The sequence below is a fragment of the Burkholderia metallica genome, from assembly GCF_001718555.1.
Taxonomy (GTDB): Bacteria; Pseudomonadota; Gammaproteobacteria; order Burkholderiales; family Burkholderiaceae; genus Burkholderia; species Burkholderia metallica.
Window position 1 is genome coordinate 237,468 of the sequence record NZ_CP013401.1, and the last position, 16,635, is coordinate 254,102.

At 68.1% G+C, this 16,635-nt stretch carries 18 protein-coding genes and 1 tRNA gene; 11 read left to right on the forward strand and 8 right to left on the reverse strand.

Going from position 1 to position 16,635, the window contains the following annotated elements; genetic code table 11:
- Positions 1-13: 13 nt before the first annotated feature.
- Positions 14-1,231 carry an MFS transporter gene (locus WJ16_RS01005; protein WP_069255488.1) on the reverse strand — a complete coding sequence of 406 codons (1,218 nt, stop codon included), beginning with the start codon at positions 1,229-1,231 and terminating at the stop codon, positions 14-16.
- A 267-nt stretch (positions 1,232-1,498) separates the two neighbouring features.
- Between WJ16_RS01005 and WJ16_RS01010 the strand changes: the two genes are divergently transcribed.
- From WJ16_RS01010 to WJ16_RS01020, 3 genes are all read left to right on the forward strand, one after another.
- Complete coding sequence (locus tag WJ16_RS01010) at positions 1,499-2,158, forward strand: HugZ family pyridoxamine 5'-phosphate oxidase (protein ID WP_069255489.1); 660 nt, start codon at positions 1,499-1,501, stop codon at positions 2,156-2,158.
- Between the two features lie 364 nt (positions 2,159-2,522).
- Positions 2,523-2,816, forward strand: coding sequence for an H-NS histone family protein (locus tag WJ16_RS01015; RefSeq protein WP_006491875.1), 294 nt, complete (start codon positions 2,523-2,525; stop codon positions 2,814-2,816).
- Positions 2,817-3,055: 239 nt separating this feature from the next.
- Positions 3,056-4,213, forward strand: coding sequence for a cation diffusion facilitator family transporter (locus WJ16_RS01020; RefSeq protein WP_069255490.1), 1,158 nt, complete (start codon positions 3,056-3,058; stop codon positions 4,211-4,213).
- 36 nt (positions 4,214-4,249) lie between these two features.
- On the opposite strand, the gene WJ16_RS01025 is transcribed toward WJ16_RS01020, so the two are convergent.
- The 3 genes from WJ16_RS01025 to WJ16_RS01035 all read right to left on the reverse strand — a co-directional run bounded on the left by WJ16_RS01025 (position 4,250) and on the right by WJ16_RS01035 (position 6,100).
- Positions 4,250-4,720 (reverse strand): Lrp/AsnC family transcriptional regulator, encoded by a 471-nt coding sequence (locus tag WJ16_RS01025; protein WP_006477376.1) that lies wholly within the window; start codon positions 4,718-4,720, stop codon positions 4,250-4,252.
- A gap of 79 nt (positions 4,721-4,799) precedes the next feature.
- A complete protein-coding gene (locus WJ16_RS01030) occupies positions 4,800-5,459 on the reverse strand; it encodes a 3'-5' exonuclease family protein (protein WP_069255491.1) in 660 nt (219 codons plus the stop codon).
- Positions 5,456-6,100, reverse strand: coding sequence for an MBL fold metallo-hydrolase (locus WJ16_RS01035; RefSeq protein WP_069255492.1), 645 nt, complete (start codon positions 6,098-6,100; stop codon positions 5,456-5,458). Before WJ16_RS01035 ends, WJ16_RS01030 begins: the two co-directional genes overlap by 4 nt.
- A gap of 655 nt (positions 6,101-6,755) precedes the next feature.
- On the opposite strand from WJ16_RS01035, the gene WJ16_RS01040 reads away from it, so the two are divergent.
- Positions 6,756-7,367: a septal ring lytic transglycosylase RlpA family protein gene (locus WJ16_RS01040; protein WP_069255493.1), complete on the forward strand. Its 612-nt coding sequence runs from the start codon at positions 6,756-6,758 to the stop codon at positions 7,365-7,367.
- Between the two features lie 108 nt (positions 7,368-7,475).
- Here the strand turns inward: WJ16_RS01040 and rsmI are convergent, their stop codons facing one another.
- Positions 7,476-8,357: a 16S rRNA (cytidine(1402)-2'-O)-methyltransferase gene (gene rsmI / locus WJ16_RS01045; protein WP_069255494.1), complete on the reverse strand. Its 882-nt coding sequence runs from the start codon at positions 8,355-8,357 to the stop codon at positions 7,476-7,478.
- Positions 8,358-8,403: 46 nt separating this feature from the next.
- On the opposite strand from rsmI, the gene WJ16_RS01050 reads away from it, so the two are divergent.
- The 5 genes from WJ16_RS01050 to WJ16_RS01070 all read left to right on the forward strand — a co-directional run bounded on the left by WJ16_RS01050 (position 8,404) and on the right by WJ16_RS01070 (position 10,862).
- On the forward strand, positions 8,404-8,832 hold the full coding sequence (locus WJ16_RS01050; RefSeq protein ID WP_208606996.1) for a YraN family protein: 429 nt from the start codon (positions 8,404-8,406) through the stop codon (positions 8,830-8,832).
- Positions 8,833-8,958: 126 nt separating this feature from the next.
- Complete coding sequence (locus WJ16_RS01055) at positions 8,959-9,543, forward strand: SIS domain-containing protein (protein WP_069255496.1); 585 nt, start codon at positions 8,959-8,961, stop codon at positions 9,541-9,543.
- 17 nt (positions 9,544-9,560) lie between these two features.
- Positions 9,561-10,361, forward strand: a complete 801-nt coding sequence (locus tag WJ16_RS01060) for a BON domain-containing protein (RefSeq protein WP_069257919.1) — start codon at positions 9,561-9,563, stop codon at positions 10,359-10,361.
- Positions 10,358-10,720 carry a c-type cytochrome gene (locus WJ16_RS01065; protein WP_069255497.1) on the forward strand — a complete coding sequence of 121 codons (363 nt, stop codon included), beginning with the start codon at positions 10,358-10,360 and terminating at the stop codon, positions 10,718-10,720. The genes WJ16_RS01060 and WJ16_RS01065 overlap by 4 nt, the downstream gene beginning before the upstream one ends.
- Positions 10,721-10,786: 66 nt before the next feature.
- Positions 10,787-10,862: transfer RNA gene (locus tag WJ16_RS01070), tRNA-Ala, on the forward strand.
- 253 nt (positions 10,863-11,115) lie between these two features.
- On the opposite strand, the gene WJ16_RS01075 is transcribed toward WJ16_RS01070, so the two are convergent.
- The 3 genes from WJ16_RS01075 to WJ16_RS01085 all read right to left on the reverse strand — a co-directional run bounded on the left by WJ16_RS01075 (position 11,116) and on the right by WJ16_RS01085 (position 15,104).
- Positions 11,116-12,513, reverse strand: a complete 1,398-nt coding sequence (locus tag WJ16_RS01075; RefSeq protein WP_069257920.1) for an enolase C-terminal domain-like protein — start codon at positions 12,511-12,513, stop codon at positions 11,116-11,118.
- Positions 12,514-12,575: 62 nt separating this feature from the next.
- Positions 12,576-13,916 (reverse strand): MFS transporter, encoded by a 1,341-nt coding sequence (locus WJ16_RS01080; protein WP_069255498.1) that lies wholly within the window; start codon positions 13,914-13,916, stop codon positions 12,576-12,578.
- Between the two features lie 213 nt (positions 13,917-14,129).
- Positions 14,130-15,104, reverse strand: coding sequence for a LysR substrate-binding domain-containing protein (locus tag WJ16_RS01085; RefSeq protein WP_069255499.1), 975 nt, complete (start codon positions 15,102-15,104; stop codon positions 14,130-14,132).
- A gap of 40 nt (positions 15,105-15,144) precedes the next feature.
- Between WJ16_RS01085 and WJ16_RS01090 the strand changes: the two genes are divergently transcribed.
- Positions 15,145-15,876, forward strand: a complete 732-nt coding sequence (locus WJ16_RS01090; RefSeq protein WP_069255500.1) for a glutathione S-transferase family protein — start codon at positions 15,145-15,147, stop codon at positions 15,874-15,876.
- A 130-nt stretch (positions 15,877-16,006) separates the two neighbouring features.
- Positions 16,007-16,633, forward strand: a complete 627-nt coding sequence (locus WJ16_RS01095; RefSeq protein WP_069255501.1) for a DUF2239 family protein — start codon at positions 16,007-16,009, stop codon at positions 16,631-16,633.
- The last annotated feature ends 2 nt before the right edge of the window (positions 16,634-16,635 follow it).

Below are 16,635 nucleotides of genomic sequence, written 5' to 3' on the forward strand. Positions count from 1 at the left end.
GGCCGCCGCGCCGTCAGATCTTCAGGTGGGCGAGCACCTTCGGCGCGATGATCGCGACGAGCGCCGCGCACAGCGCGACGACCGACAGGCCGATCGTCAGGTTCGCGGCCTGCGCGACCGCGCCGATCACGACCGGACCGAACAGCAGTCCGAAATACGCGAGCCCGGCCACATGCGCGAGCCCTTCGGCCGCGTGGATGCCTTTCACGCGCGCGGCGGCCGCGAACAGCACGGGCATCATGTTGGCCAGGCCGAGGCCCATCATCGTGAAGCCGATCAGCACGGCCGCCGGATTCGGCAGCAGCAGCGCGCCGATCATCCCCGCGCACGCGAGCGACGCGCTCGCGAATACGAGCTGCGGCGCGCCGAAGCGCGCGCGCACGGCGTCGCCCGCGAAGCGCGCGGCGGCCATCCCGCCCGAGAACGCCGCATACGCGGCGCTCGCGAGCGCGGGGCTCGCTGCGACGACGTCGCGCATGTAGACCGTCGCCCAGTCGTACATCGCGCCTTCGGCGATCAACGCGATCAGCGCGATGCCGCCGAGCATCCACAACGCGGGCGAGCGCCAGCGGTTGCCGCCGCCGTGCGCCTGTTCGTGATGTGGCACATGCGGCAGCACGGCCGGACTCGCCGCCACCAGCACCGCGGCGCTCACCGCCGCCGCGAGCGCGAGATGCGCGGCCGGCGCCATGCCGGCCGACAGCAGCGCGCCGCCGGCCGCCGCGCCCGACATCCCGCCGATGCTGAACATCCCGTGCAGCGACGACATGATCGGCTTGCCGAGCGCGATCTCGACCGCGCTGGCCTCGGCGTTCATCGCGACGTCGAGCGTCGCCATCGAGAAGCCGAACAGCGCGAGCACCCCGAGCAGCATCCAGTAGTCGGGCACGACGAGGATCAGCGCCGCGCACGCGGACATCACGAGCCCGCCGACGAGGCACGCGGTGCGCGAGCCGACGCGTGCGATCCAGCGCGCGATGGTCAGCATCGCGGCGATCGAGCCGCCGGCGACCGCGAACAGCGCGATCGACAGCAGGCCGGGGCTCAGCGCGAACTTGTCGCGCACGGTCGGCACGTGCACGCCCCACGACGCGTACATCATGCCGGCGACGAAGAACAGCGCCATCGACGCGGTGCGCGCGCGCTGGCGGGCCGGCAGCGACAGCACGTGGTGCGCGTCGGGCGGCGCGGCGAACGGGGACGACGATTCGGGGGAAGAGGATTCGGACACGGAAAGGCTCGTCAAAAGGAATGCGCGGACGCACGCGGCGCCCGTCGGACCTGTCCGATTCTATCGAACCGCTTACGATCGTGCCGGGCGATGGCCGTTTGGTGGAGGGGGCGGTGGGTGGAGACCGGGTGGCGCGGCAGCGCTGCGACCCGTCGCCCGTGTTCGCCCCCGTCGGCCGTTCGACCGATGCGCGACACCCCGCGCCCGCGGGTAACATCGAAGCGCATGGCGTGCCCGGCGCGCCGCCCTTCGACCGCAGGAGTCCCCTTGAACATCGATCCCGCTCTCGCCCTGCATCTGCTGCACCGCTGCGCACTCGGCACGCTCGCCACCCATGCGCGCGATCCGCAGGGCTTCCCGTATCCGACGGTCGTCCCGTTTGCGCCCGATGCAAGCCATCGCCCCGTGATCCTCGTGAGCGGCCTGGCGGAGCACACGCGCAATCTGGTCTGCGATCCGCGCGCGGGCTTCCTCGTCGTCGACGCCCCCGGCGGCGACGTGCTGAACGCCGAGCGTGCGACGCTGCTCGGCCGGTTCGTGCCGCTCGGCGACGATCCGCACGTCACCGCGCGCTACCTTCGCTACGAGCCGGACGCCGCGCGCTATCTCGCGCTCGGCGATTTCACGTTCTGGGCGCTCGATGTCGAGCGGCTGCGCTATATCGGCGGCTTCGGGCGCATGGGCTGGGTCGACGGCACGCATCTCGATGCGCTGCCGCCGCTGGCTTTCGACGAGGAACAGGCGTTGTGGGACGCATACGAAACCGGCGAGGGCCGCCGCGACGGGCTCGAACTGCTCGGCGTCGATCGCCACGGCGCCGACTGGCGATACGAAGGCCGCCGCGTGCGGTCACCGTTCGAGATGCCATCGGCCGACGCGGGCGCGTTGCGCGAACGGCTGATCGCCTGCGCGCGAGATGTGACGTGACGTCGCGGGTAGCGACTCGTCCGCGTTTTGTCCGTTTACCGAACCGCGCCATCCGATTTTCGTAAAGTTGTCGTCCGATGAAAGCTTCGATTTTTCCGAATGCGGGTAATTGCGTATGTTGATAGACCGAATAGCCAATGGCTAATGTCCTGATCTCTGTGTAAGAACGTAAAAATTTGAGAAAAGGCCGCGACCGGTCAAAATGACACGAGTGAATTTCAATTCACCTCGGGATTTTCATGAATCTCGCTTCTATCAAATCTTTTTTGTGCTAATCTCTGCCTTCGAAAATCCGAGGCACATATATTTCATGAATGGTGAGCTGGCTCAGACCGGCGCCATTAGTCAGATAGAAAGGGAAACTATGTCTTCTTACAAGGACCTGCTGGCCCAGCGGGAGAAGCTGGAGAAGCAAATCGAAGAAGCGAAGTCGCGTGAATACGCTGAAGTGCTGAATGACGTGAAGCAGAAAATTGCCGACTACGGCTTTTCGCTCGCCGAACTCGGCCTCAGCCGCGCGAAGGCAGGCAAGGTTGGCCGTCCGCGCGCCGGCGTCGCCGCGAAATACCGCGATCCGGAAACGGGCGCGACGTGGTCGGGCCGCGGCAAGCCGCCGCGCTGGATCGCGGGCAAGAACCGTGAACAGTTTGCGATTTAAACGTTTGTTTAAGTTGCCTGCGCTTCAAAAAAGCCGCGTGTCCGTGAAGGAGCGCGGCTTTTTTGTTTCCAGCGGTCGCCGCGCATGCCGCTGTCATGAAAATGTAATGATCCGGTGCGAATGGAAATGCGACCTGTTCGCATAAGCGGTTGATTTAAATAAGAAATTTGTGGGTATTGGCGGAGTTCGCCGGCCGCGCTTGATAGAATCGGGTATCGCACACCGATATCTCATATTTCATGTCCACGTTTTCCGGCGACGCGCAGAGCGCAGATAAGCACACCGTTGCGCGCAAGAGCACGTTCGTCAGTATTGTGCTGAATGTCGTCCTCGCGACATTTCAGATCGCCGTTGGCGTGATTGCGCATTCGCAGGCATTGATTGCTGACGGCGTGCATTCGATTTCCGATTTGATCTCGGATTTTGTCGTGCTGGTTGCGAATCGGCATAGCGGCGCATCGCCGGACGCCGACCACAATTACGGGCACAGCCGCTACGAGACCGTCGCTTCGCTGTTTCTCGGTGCAATCTTGATTGCGGTCGGCGTCGGCATGCTCTGGCGGGCCGGCGACCGTCTCGTTAATCTCGAAAACATTCCGGCAGTCCATTTTTCCGCGCTGATCGTCGCGCTGACGGTGCTCGTGTCGAAAGAGGCGCTGTTTCGCTACATGCTGCGCGAAGCGCGGCGCGTGCGCTCGGCGATGCTCGTCGCGAACGCATGGCATGCGCGTTCGGATGCCGCATCGTCGCTCGTGGTCGCAATCGGTATCGTCGGCAGCCTGGCCGGCGTGCGGCTGCTCGACCCGATCGCGGCGGCGATCGTCGGCTTCATGGTCGCGCGCATGGGCTGGATGTTCGGCTATGACGCGCTGCAGGACCTCTCCGACCGCGCGCTCGATACGAGCGACACGGCCGACATCCGCGCGCTGCTCGCGGCGACACCCGGCGTGCGCGACGTGCACGATCTGCGCACGCGCAAGATGGGCGATGCCGCGCTCGTCGACGCGCACATCCTCGTCGACCCGAAAATCTCCGTGTCCGAAGGGCACTACATCGCCGAGACCGCGCGTGCGCGCGTGCTGACCGACTCGCGCGTGCTCGACGCGCTGATCCACGTCGACCCGGAGAACGACGCGGCGCGCCGCCCGGCGCTCGCGTTGCCGCCGCGCAGCGAGATCGCGGCACGGATCGAGGCCGCGCTCGCGCAGCGCGGGCTGCGGGCGGCGGCCATCAACCTGCATTACCTGAGTACGGGGCTCGAGATCGACGTGACGCTCGCGTGCGATCCGCACGACACCGATGCGGCGCTGGCCGGCCGGCTCGATGCCGACACGCTGAAGCGCGAGTTCGGCGCGCGCCGGATCGGCTTCACGCGCACGATGCCCGCGCAGGCCTGACCCGCCGCCGGCGGGCCTGCTGGGCGTGCGTGCGCGTCACAGCGGCAGTTGCGTATCGAACTTGATTTCGCGCAGCACGACGCTCGTGCGCACCTGCGACACGGCGGGGATCTTGAAGATGCGTTCGTGCAGGAACACGTCGTAGGCCTTGATGTCCGGCGCGACGATCTTGAGGATGTAATCGGCTTCGCCGGTCGTGCTGTAGCACTCGGTCACTTCCGGGCAGGTCGCGATCTCGCGCTCGAACTGCTCGACGCCGCCTTCGTTGTGGCGGGTCAGATGCACGTGCGCGAGCGCGCAGACGTGCAGGCCGAGTTTCTCGCGATCGAGCAGCGCCGTATAGCGCTGGATCACGCCCGACTGTTCCATGTCCTTGATGCGGCGCCAGCACGGCGTGCTCGACAGGCCGACCTGGTCGGAGATTTCCTGAACGGAACGGCGCGCGTCGAGCTGCAACAGGCGAAGGATTTTTTGCGAAAAGGAATCGAGCGTCACCTGCGCCTCCATGCGGCAGCTACAACACGCTGAATGTTAGAGGGCCGGGAAAGGAAAGGCAATCTGGCGACGCGCTGTTGAGCGAGATTCGCTAATTTGCTCGCGGATCCGTGGGATTTTGTCCCGCCCCCGCGCTGTCCGACCGATCGGTGCCGGCCACCGCGAGGCCCGCGAGCGCGGCCTGCTGGCGGCGCAGGTCGGCAAGCATGTTGCAGAACAGCGCGCCTTGCTCGATCGCGTCGTCGAGCGCGACATGCGTGTGCGGATGGTCGTCGAACCAGTGCTTCGGAAAACGCGGCTTGATCGCCTTGCGGTACGGCAGGCCCGTCATCGCGAACGCGAGCGTCTTGATGTCGAGCGCCGACCACGAGAACGGGCAGCGTCCGGCGAAGCGCATCATGTACCAGAACATGAACGTGAAGTCGAAGCCGGCCGGCATCGCGACGAACACCGGCTTGCCGGGCAGCGCCTCGACCCAGTCGACGTACGCGACGAGCGCCGCCTCGGGCGCCTGCAGATCCTTGCGGCACGCGGCCCATGCTTCGGGCTCGGTCTTCCACCACGCTTCCTGCACCGGGTGCGCATGGGCGCCCGGCAGCGTTTCGAGATTGGCCGAGAACGTCGCGATCAGTTGCTTGTCCTCGGTATAGGCGGCCGACGCGAAGCTCAGCATCGAGTGCGGGCCGGGAATCGGGCCGTCGGCCTCGACATCGGTGCTGACGTAGATTTCCGGGATGGCGGTCTGGTTCATCCAAATACCTTGTCGGACACGAACGGGTTCGTGCGGCGCTCGTCGCCGAAGGTCGACACGGGGCCGTGGCCCGGCACGAACGTCACGTCGTCGCCGAGCGGCCACAGCTTCTCCTTGATCGACTTGACGAGGTCCGCGTGATTGCCGCGCGGGAAATCGGTGCGGCCGATCGAGCCTGCGAACAGCACGTCGCCGACGATCGCGACGCGATGTTCGCGGCTGAAGAACACGACGTGGCCGGGCGTGTGACCCGGGCAGTGATAGACCTCGAGCGTCTCGTCGCCGAATCGCACGGTGTCGCCGTCGTTCAGCCAGTGGTCCGGCTCGAACGTTTCGGCGGCCGGAAAGCCGAAGCGCTCGCTTTGCATCGGCAGCTTCTCGATCCAGAAGCGCTCTTCTTCCTGCGGCCCCTCGATCGGCACGCCGTAGTGCGTCGCGAGCGTCTTCGCGCCCGCGCAGTGATCGATGTGCCCATGCGTGAGCAGCACCTTCTCGACCTGCACGTTCTGCCGCGCGACTTCCTGTTGGATCCGGTCGAGATCGCCGCCCGGATCGACGACGGCGGCGCGGCCCGTTTTCTCGCAGACGAGCAGCGAGCAGTTCTGCTGGAACGGCGTGACCGGAATGAGCGTGACTTTCATGGGGGCACCGGCGGCTAAAAGGAGCGATTGTACCGGTCGCGCGCACGGCCTGCCGCGCGTGCGATGCGCGCCGCGGCGCGCGGATGAGGGCATTCCCGGAGCATGCCGATTGTTACCGCCATAGCGAGAATCAATGGTCTGCCGCGGGCACTTTTCGAGACAGCGTTTTGACTTATGTATAATGCGCCCCATTGCGCGTGAATTTCACGCCATTCGCTGGTGTTTCGGCCCCGTTAAACGAGGGCACCGGAAGCACCGTCAAGCATCAGCCGCCGGGGAGTCCGGCGGTGTATCCAGCACCGCGTAGTCGGTGCTCACGTCTTGTCCGGCCGGGTGCTGCGCGCCCGCCTGCGGCCCTGCTGCCGCGCCGCCGGATGAGGCCTGTGCCGCCGTTCCCGTGCGTTGGTCGTTTCGACGCGCGCGAACGTGAAACCATGTTCGATGGCGGCATGTGGGGTCTGGTCAGGCTGTTGGGGACAGGTTGCGCCAGACGTGAAAGCTAATCAGGACGGTTGCGGCATAGAGAAAGCCGCGCCCATGCTAGCCGCCTGCTCGTATTCGAGCGGGGCGTGCACGCATTTGCCGTCCGGGCCGCATGTTTGCGTTGTGACGCAGCGTTGTATCGGTGCGGCCCGAACCAGAAGGCGACACGTCGATGAATTTACGTTTTCCGAGCCGATTCGGAACCATTGCATTGTTTTTCGCGCTGACGGGCTGTGCGGTGCCACCCAGCCAGACCACCAGCGGCGCGAACCAGAAGAAGGCGGTCGACAAGACGGCCGCTGCCGCGAAAGCGGACGACGACAAGCAGCAACTCAGTTTTGATTCCGCGCTGGCGTCGCTGCCGGCCGCCGACAGCAAGGACGCGAAGAAGTCGTCGCTGGCCGACGCCGAGCCGATCGACGGCAAGGATGTATCCGACTTCCGCCAGACGGGCCGCGCATCGTGGTACGGGCGGGATTTCCACGGCCGCCGCACCGCGAACGGCGAGCGCTTCAACATGAACGCGTTCACCGCCGCGCACCGTACGCTGCCGCTGTCGTCGTACATCAAGGTGACGAACGCATCGACCGGCAAGTGGGTCGTCGTGAAGGTCAACGATCGCGGGCCGTTCAAGCGTGGCCGCGTGCTCGACCTGTCGTATGCCGCCGCCAAGGTGATCGGCCTCGTGCATGCCGGCACGGGCCGCGTGAAGATCGAAGGGCTGTCGCCGCAGGAAGCGCGCGAGGCACGCGACGAAATGTTCGCGTCGATCTCGGCTAAGTAACCACGCGGCGGATCGACCGCCGATGCAAAAGGGCTGCCCGCGGGCAGCCCTTCGTCTTTTCCGCACCGCGCAGCCGGCGCCGGTTTCCCGGGCCGGTCGGGCCGCGCGTCAGTTCTCTTCCTTCAGCGCAAGCGCACGCGCATACAGCGTGTTGCGCGACGCGCCCGTCAGGGCGGTCGCGAGCCTGGCCGCGCTCTTCACGGGCACCTCTTCCAGCAGCAGCCTGAGCAGCGCGTCGTGCGCGGTGTCGTCGGCTTCGCCGCTCGTCGCGGGCGCGCCTTCGACGACCAGCACGAATTCGCCGCGCTGCCGGTTCGCATCGCCGGCGAGCCAGCTCTGTCCTTCGGCCAGGGTGCCCTGGAACAACTGCTCGTGTAGCTTGGTGAGCTCGCGCGCGATCAGCAGCCGGCGCGCGGGGCCGAACGCGTCGGCGAGCGCGGCGACGGTGTCGGCGATCCGGTGCGGTGCCTCGTAGAACACCAGTGCGTACGGGTGCGACACCAGCGCCTGCAGCGCGCTCGCGCGCTGCTTCGCCTTCGGTGGCAGGAAGCCCGCGAACGTGAACGCGCCGGCCCAGTCGCCGGCCACGCTCAGCGCGGTCACGGCCGCGCTCGCGCCCGGCAGCGGGATCACTGCGAAGCCGGCGGCGCGCACCGCGTCGACGAGCCGCGCGCCGGGGTCCGAGATGCCGGGCGTGCCGGCGTCCGACACGTAGGCCACGCGGTCGCCGCCACGCAGCAGTTCGATCACGCGCTGCGCGGCTTCGCGTTCGTTGTGCTCGTGCACGGCGACGAGCGGCTTCGAGATCCCGTAGCGGGCGAGCAGCTGGCCCGTGTTGCGGGTGTCTTCGGCCGCGATGCGGTCGGCCAGGCCGAGTACATGCAGCGCGCGCAGCGTGATGTCGGCGGTGTTGCCGATCGGCGTGGCGACCACGTAGAGCGCGGCGTCCGGGTAGTGCTGCGTGTGCGCGAGTTCGAGGAGGGCAGTCATGGCAGGCAATGCACGCAATCGCGGCGCAAGCGGAACAAGGACGGCATTGTGCCACGCGGCGCCGGCCCGGCCGGGCGACGGGCGCGGTTTGCCGCGCGCGGGCGACAACTTTTCCGGCGCGGCGCGATCCAAACCGGTCGGCGCGGCGTTCGAGCAACGTGCGCGGCAGTTCCTCGAACGTCGCGGCCTCGCGTTCGTCGCGGCGAACGTGACGATGCGCGGCGGCGAGCTCGATCTCGTGATGCGCGAGCCCGACGGCCTGCTCGTGTTCGTCGAGGTACGCGCGCGGCGCAGCGTCCGGCATGGCGGCGCGGCCGCGAGCGTCGGCTGGCGCAAGCGGCGGCGCGTGGTGGCGGCCGCGCTCCAGTTCTGGGCGCGGCATGGCGCCGGTGCCGCGTGCCGCTTCGACGTCGTCGCGTTCGAGGCCGGGCGGCTCGCGTGGCTGCGCGACGCATTTCGTGCCGACGATGCGTAGCGGCGAGCTGTGACGAGATGTAAAGAGTTCTTGCCGGACCGCGGGAGAGGGTGCCGGAGTACGGTAAACTCGCCGCACCCACGATGTCGCGCGATGCGTGCCACGCGCCCAGTTCACCAGGAATCGATGTCAGTCGAACGTATTCAGCAACATTTTCGCGACAGCGCCGCGCTTCACGCCGAAGCGGCCGACGCGCTGTCGCTGCCGATCGCAGCCGCGGTCGATGCAATGTTCGCCGCGCTGGCGAACGGCAACAAGATCGTCGCGTGCGGTGACGGCCCGTCGGCCGCCGCCGCGCATTACCTCGCCGTGTCGCTCGTCGGCGGCTTCGAGCGCGAACGCCCGGGGCTGCCCGCGATCGCGCTGGCGACCGATGCGTCGCAAGGCGGCCTCGCGGGCGCGGCCGCCCCGGAGCAACTGTTCGCGCAGCAGGTACGCGTGCTCGGCCAGACCGGCGACATCCTGCTGGTGCTCGACCCGGGCGGCGCGTCGCCGCGCGTGCTGGCCGCGATCGACGAAGCGCATGAGCGCGAGATGACCGTCGTCGCGCTGACGGGCGGCGACGGCCATGCGATCGCCGCCGCGCTGTCCGACACCGATATTCCGATCAGCGTGCCCGCCGTTCGCGCGGCACGCATCCACGAAGTCCATCTGCTGACCATCCACTGCCTGTGCGACGGCATCGACGCGATGCTGCTGGGTGAGGATTGAACGAAGGAGAGCCGTCGATGAATCAAAGCCGCGTCAAACAGACGCTCGTCAGAACCACGCTGCTCGCTGCACTGACGGCGGGCCTCGCCGTGTCGCTGCAGGGATGTGTGCTTGGCGTCGTGGGCGCCGCGGCCGGCGGCGGCGCGCTGATCGCGACCGATCGCCGGACGCTCGGTGCGCAGACGGAGGATCGCGAGATCCAGGTCAAGTCGCTCACGCAGATCAACAACGGATTGCCTGACCAGTCGCACGTGAACGTGACGGTGTTCAACCGCCGCGTGCTGCTGACGGGCGAAGTGCCGAACGATGCATCGAAGCAGCGCGCCGAGGAAATCGTGCGCGGCATCAACAACGTGAACGGCATCGTCAACGAGCTGTCCGTCGAGCCGGCGTCGTCGCTGTCGTCGCGTGCGAACGACTCGTACCTCGAAGGGCGCGTGAAGTCCGAGCTGATCGCGACGAAGGGCATCTCGGCGAACTACTACAAGGTCGTCAGCGAGCGCGGCAACGTTTACCTGATGGGGCTCGTGACGGTGGACGAAGGCAATCGCGGCGCGGAAGCCGCGAGCCAGGTGCCGGGCGTCGAGAAGGTCGTGAAGGTGTTTCAGTACGTGAAGCCGCAGGACGCGCAGGCGCTGCAGAACGCATCGCCCGCGAGCGGCGCGTCCGGTGCGCAGGCCGCCGCGGTGCCGGCGGACAGCGCGACGGTGGGCGCGGTGCCCGATGCGTCGGTGCAGTCCACGCCGCTGCAGCCGCCCGCGCCGATCTCGAATTCGTCGAGCGTGCACCCGGGCAACCCGAAGGCGCCCGCGCAATGAAGAGCGTGCAGATGAAGCAGATGAAACGGTGGATGGTGCGGGGCGCCGCAGCCGCGGCGCTCGTGGCGGGGACGCTGGGCGCCGCGCAAGCGGACGTTGGCGACGGCCTGAAGGTGGCGCGCGGTAACGCATGCATGGGCTGTCACGCGGTCGATCGCAAGCTCGTCGGCCCGTCGTTCAAGGATATCGCCGCCCGCTACAAGTCCGATCCGCAGGCCGTCGCGAAGCTGTCGAAGAAGGTGAAGGACGGCGGCTCCGGCGCCTGGGGCGCGATTCCGATGCCCGCACACCCGCGCATGAGCGACGCCGATGTCCGTTCGGTGGTCGAATGGGTGCTGGCGGGCGCGCCGTCGAAGTAACGCTTTGGGGGCGACTCAACCCCTATTGCCAAGCGCAGAAATGCGTGTGTATGATAGTTGACTGTTGGGGCGGTAGCTCAGCTGGGAGAGCGTCGCGTTCGCAATGCGAAGGTCGGGAGTTCGATCCTCCTCCGCTCCACCAACGGGATTCGAAGGGCTCGGTCGTCAGACCGAGCCCTTTTTGTTTTTGCGGTTCGGCGATGACGGTCCCGTCCGCGCGCCGCGCTCGTCATGGCGCGAGCGGCGACCGGCAACCGGTCAGGTCATCCGTTCATGCACGAGCTTGAATATCGGCACCGCCAGCCGCCCGGCGAATGCCGCTGTGATGGCCGACGATCCGGGCCGCCGGCGGGACGCAGCCGTTTTCGACATTTGACACCCCCCGCCACCTCCTTTCACCCCCGCCCGAAACTCGGCCGCTTCGGATCGTACGTCCACCCCGGCACGAGATAGCGCATCGCGGCCGCATCGTCGCGCGCGGTGCCGCCGACTTCCCGGTAAAGCGCATGCGCGGCCTCGACCTGCGCGATGTCGAGTTCGATCCCGAGCCCCGGCCGCTCCGGCACGGCCACCTTGCCGCCGACGATCTCGAGGGGCTCGCGCGTGAGCCGCGCATCGCCTTCCTGCCAGATCCAGTGCGTGTCGATCGCGGTGATCGTGCCGGGCGCGGCGGCCGCCGCATGCGTGAACATCGCGAGCGACACGTCGAAATGGTTGTTCGAATGCGAGCCCCACGTGAGCCCCCAGTCGCGGCACAGCTGCGCGAGCCGCACCGAGCCCTGCATCGTCCAGAAATGCGGATCGGCGAGCGGGATGTCGACCGCCTGCAGCCGCACCGCATGATCCATCTGCCGCCAGTCGGTCGCGATCATGTTGGTCGCGGTCGGGATGCCCGTCGCGCGACGGAATTCGGCCATCACCTCGCGGCCCGAATACCCGCCTTCCGGCCCGCACGGATCTTCCGCATACGCGAGCAGGTGGCCTTGTCCGCGGCACAGCGCAACGGCTTCGTCGAGCGACCACGCGCCGTTCGGGTCGAGCGTCGCGCGCGCGTCGGGGAAGCGCGCCTTGATCGCCGCGATCGCCTCCATCTCGTCGGCGCCGGCCATCACGCCCCCCTTCAGCTTGAAATCGGCGAAGCCGTAGCGCTCGACCGCAGCCTCGGCCTGCCGTGCGATCGCGGCCGGCGTGAGCGCTTCCTCGTTGCGCAGCCGGAACCACGCATGCGCGGCGTGCATCTCGTCGCGATACGGCAGATCGGTGCGGCGCCGGTCGCCGACGTAGAACAGATAGGCGAGCATCGGCACCGCGTCGCGCTGCTGTCCTTCGCCGAGCAGCGCGGCGACCGGCACGTCGAGATGCTGGCCGAGCAGGTCGAGCAGCGCCGCCTCGATCGCGGTGATCACGTTGTCGAGCCGCAGGTTGATCTCGTGCGGCTGGCGCAGCACGGCCGCCTCGCCGGCCGACGTCACTTCGTGCCGGATCGTGCGGCCCGCGCCGGCCTGCGCGCCGGAGAGCGCCGCGCGCACGGCGTTGAGCGTTGCCTGGTAGCGTCCGATCGACTGGCCGACCACGAGATCCGTCATGCGTTCGAGTGCGTGGCGGATGCCTTCGCCGCCCGGCACTTCGCCGACCCCGGTGTGTCCGCTGCTGTCGTCGAGAATCACGAGGTTGCGCGTGAAGTACGGCGCGTGCGCGCCGCACAGGTTGAGCAGCATGCTGTCGCGGCCGGCGACGGGAATCACCTGCATGCGCGTGACGCGCGGGGTGCCGGCACGGCGGGATTCTGGCATCGGTTCGCTCCTGATTCCGGTGACGCGCGGGCGGCCGGCTGCGCCGGCGCGGCCCGCGCCGTTCATTGAAGCTCGACGCGGCGGATCTCGCCGACGACGAACAGGTAGCAGATCACGGCGACGAGCGCGTGCGCGACGACGTAGACGAGCGCGCCGTTGAACGAGCCGCTGCGCTCGACGATGTAGCCGATCGCGATCGGCGTCGTGATGCTGGAGAGGTTGCCGCACGTGTTGAGCAGCGCACCGCTCAGGCCCGCAATCTGGCGCGGCGCGGTGTCGGCGTTGACGGCCCAGCCGAGCGCGCCGAGTCCCTTGCCGAAGAACGACAGCGCCATGAACAGCACGACGAGCACGTGCGAATCGGTGTAGTTGCAGACGATCATCGACATCGACAGCAGCATGCCGACCACGATCGGCACCTTGCGCGCGACCGACAGCGAGCGGCCCTGCTTGAGCAGCCCGTCGGACACGACGCCGCCGAGTATCCCGCCGAGGAACCCGCACACGGCCGGGATCGACGCGACGAGCCCCGCGTTGAGGATCGACATCCCGCGCGCCTGCACGAGATAGACGGGAAACCACGTGATGAAGAAATAGGTGAGCGCGTTGATGCAGTATTGTGCGACGTATACGCCCACCAGCATCCGGTTGCGCAGCAGCGCCTTCACGTGGCGCAGCGACGGGCCGCCGGCGCGTTCGCCGGTCGCCTGGTCGATGTTGACGAGCGCGCCGCCTTCGGCGAGGTAGTCGAGCTCCGCGCGATTGATGTTCGGATGATCCTTCGGGTCGTACATCGTGCGGTTCCACACGAGGACGAACGCGAAGCCGAGCACGCCCATCACCGCGAACACCGACTGCCAGCCGAACGCGTGCACGAGCCAGCCCATCAGCGGCGCGAACACGACGGTCGCCGCGTACTGCGCGGCGTTGAAGATCGCCGACGCGGTGCCGCGCTCGGCGGCCGGGAACCACGCGGACACGATCCGGCTGTTGGCCGGGAACGACGGCGCCTCGGCCGCGCCGACCAGGAAGCGCAGCCCGAACAGCAGCGCGAACGCGGCCGCGCCGCCGAAGAAGCCGATCGAACCCTGCAGCAGCGTGAAGAGCGACCAGAAGAAGATGCTGAACGCGTAGACGATGCGCGAACCGTAGCGGTCGAGCAGCCAGCCGCCCGGCAGTTGCGCGAGCACGTACGACCAGCCGAACGCGGAGAAGATGAAGCCGATCTGCACGTGGCTCAGGTGCATTGCGCGGGCGAGGCTCGGGCCGGCGATCGCGATCGCCGCGCGATCCGCGTAGTTGATCGTCGTGACCGCGAACAGGACGGCCAGCACGAGCCAGCGCACGCGGGTGCGCCGGGCCGTTGCCGATGCGGACGCCGGCAGCGCGTGAAGCGGATTCATGACTTGTCTCCTCCGAAGGGCGGAAGGTGCCGTCGTGCGGCAGGCGCGTCGATGCGCGCGTGATGTGTGTGGGTGCCGCCGGTTCGGGCCGGCCCCGAGCGCCGATGCAGGCAGGGCGCCCGGGCCATTCTGTCATGTCGAAATTTGCGCTTTCATGCCAATTGCTGACTTGATCGATTCAGCATTTGAATCGATCGTTCGGGCGCGAACCGGTCAGGCGCGCGCGTCGTCGGCGCTTGCGCGATGATGCCGCGCCACATGCTGCGCGAGAAACTCGACGGCGGCGCGCACGCCGGGCAACTGACCGCGCCGGTGCGGCATCAGCAGCGTCGTCGTGACGGTGCCGGCGCGCCAGCAGGGCAGCACGCGCACGAGTGCGCCGGACGCGAGCGCCGCGCCGGCGATCCAGTCGGGCAGGCACGCGATGCCGAGCCCGGCCGTCGCGGCCTGCAGCAGCAGCGTCGATTCGTCGGCCTGCAGGCGCAGGCGCGGCGTCACGTCGACGGTGTCGCCGCCGCGCTGCAGCCGCCACGCTTGCGGGCCCGGATGGAGTCCGTCGTGCCGGGCGAGATCGGCGGGCTCGTCCGGCACACCCGCCCGCGCGAGATAGGCCGGCGACGCCACGGCGACGATCGGCGATGCCGCGAGCGGCCGTTGCACGAGCGCGGAGTCGGGCAGCGGTGCGAAATGACTGCGCACGGCGATGTCGAAGCCTTCCTGCGCGATGTCGACGAGGCGGTCGCTCGCATGAATCTGCAGCAGCAGCTTCGGATGCGCGATCGCAAGCGCCGGCAGGCACGGCGCGAGGATGTGCTGGGCGACCGGCACCGAACTCGTGATCCGCACGACGCCGGCCGGCTCGGCGGCCTGCCGCAGCACCGCATCGCGCGCGCTTTCCGCCTCGATCACGGCCGCACGCGCATGCTCGAAGAATTCGGCGCCGACCGGCGTGAGCCGGAAGCTGCGCGACGTGCGATGCACGAGCCGCGCGCCGAGCGTGCGCTCGAGCTCGGCCACGCGCTTGCTGACCGTCGATTTCGGCAGGTCGAGGCGGCGCGCGGCGGCCGACATGCTGCCGGCGTCGACCGCCTGCACGAACAGGTAAAGGTCGTTCAGATTCACTTTCAGCGTCCACATGAAGAAACGACGGGTTTCGATTTTAGCGGCTACTGCGCCATCGTTCGTCATGGGAGCATGATCGCTCGTTCAACTTTCTCGGAATTTCCCGATGTCTCCGATCCTTCTCTACGGCGTTCCCGCCGGCTGCTCGTTCGGCTCGATCGTCGCGCTCGAATGGGCCGGCCGCCCATACCGGCTGTCGCGCATCACGATGCCGGGCGCCGTGACGAGCGACGCCTTTCTCGCGCTGAACCCCGTCGCCGAGACGCCGGCGTTCGTCACCGCGAACGGCGACGTGCTGACCGAAAGCGTCGCGATCCTCGGCCACATCGGCGCGCAGGCGCTCGACGGCGGCCTGGCGTTCCGCCAGGGCAGCGCGGATTTCGACCGGCTGAACCGAATGCTGGCGTGGCTGAACACGACGTTCTTCAGCGCGTTCGGCGCGCTCTGGTACGTGTACGAGCACGACACCGAAGGCGACGAGAAAGCGGCGCTGCAGGCGTACGGCCGCGGCAAGGTGCTGAAGGCGCACCGGCAACTGGAAGCGCTGCTCGAGCGCGGCGAAGGCCCGTGGCTCTTGGGCGCGCGGCGCACGCTGGCCGATGCGTACTTCGCCGGGATCGCGCGCTGGGCCGACTATCACGCGGTGTTCGAGCGCGCTGCGTTCCCGCGCATCGCCGCGTTGCGTGCGCGGCTCGCCGACGACGCCGGCGTGCAGTTCGCGCATGCGATCGAGGAAAACCTGTCGCTGCCGGCCTCGTCGGCCTTCGAAGGGCATGTGTCGCTCGACGACGCGCTGGCCAGCACGCGCGTCCTCGCGGTTCCGGCCCGTGCGATCTGACCGCTGACCGGCATCGGGGTCGCCCGAGCAAGCGGAGTCTGCCATTAAATTTTACCCGGGTGATATTGACATCCAATTTACACCCGGGTAAAAATGGCGTCATTCCGATTCCTGCCCGCGGGCGACTCCCATGACGACTTCCACGCTTGTTCCTTCCTACACGGCCTTCGACGGCCACCGGCGGCTCGCGTCGGGCCCGCTCGCGACGGTCGCGCTCGCGGTCCGGCAGGCTGCCGGCGATGCGATGTCCGCCACGATCCTGATCTTCGACGATGCGACGGGGCGCTCGATCGACCTCGACCTGCGCGGCACGGCGGACGACATCCGCGCGCGCTACGCGCCGCCGTCGGGCGACGCGTTGGCGGCCGCCGGCGAGCCGGCCGGCGCGGGCGAACAACGCGGCCGCGGCCGGCCGAAGCTCGGCGTCGTGTCGCGCGAGGTCACGCTGCTGCCGCGTCACTGGGAATGGCTGGCCGCGCAGCCGGGTGGTGCGTCGGTCGCGCTGCGCAAGCTCGTCGAGGACGCGCGGCGCACGCATGCGGCGGCCGATCGTCTCCGCGACGCGCAAACCCGCGCCTACCACTTCATGTCGGCGATGGCGGGCGACCTGCCCGGCTTCGAGGAAGCCGCGCGCGCGCTGTATGCGAACGATCCGGCGCGGCTCGCCGAGCTCGTCGCCGGCTGGCCGGACGACGTGCGCGACCATGCGCTCGCGCTCGCGCGCGGCGACCTGCCGCCGTCCGCCGAAGACTGCTGAGA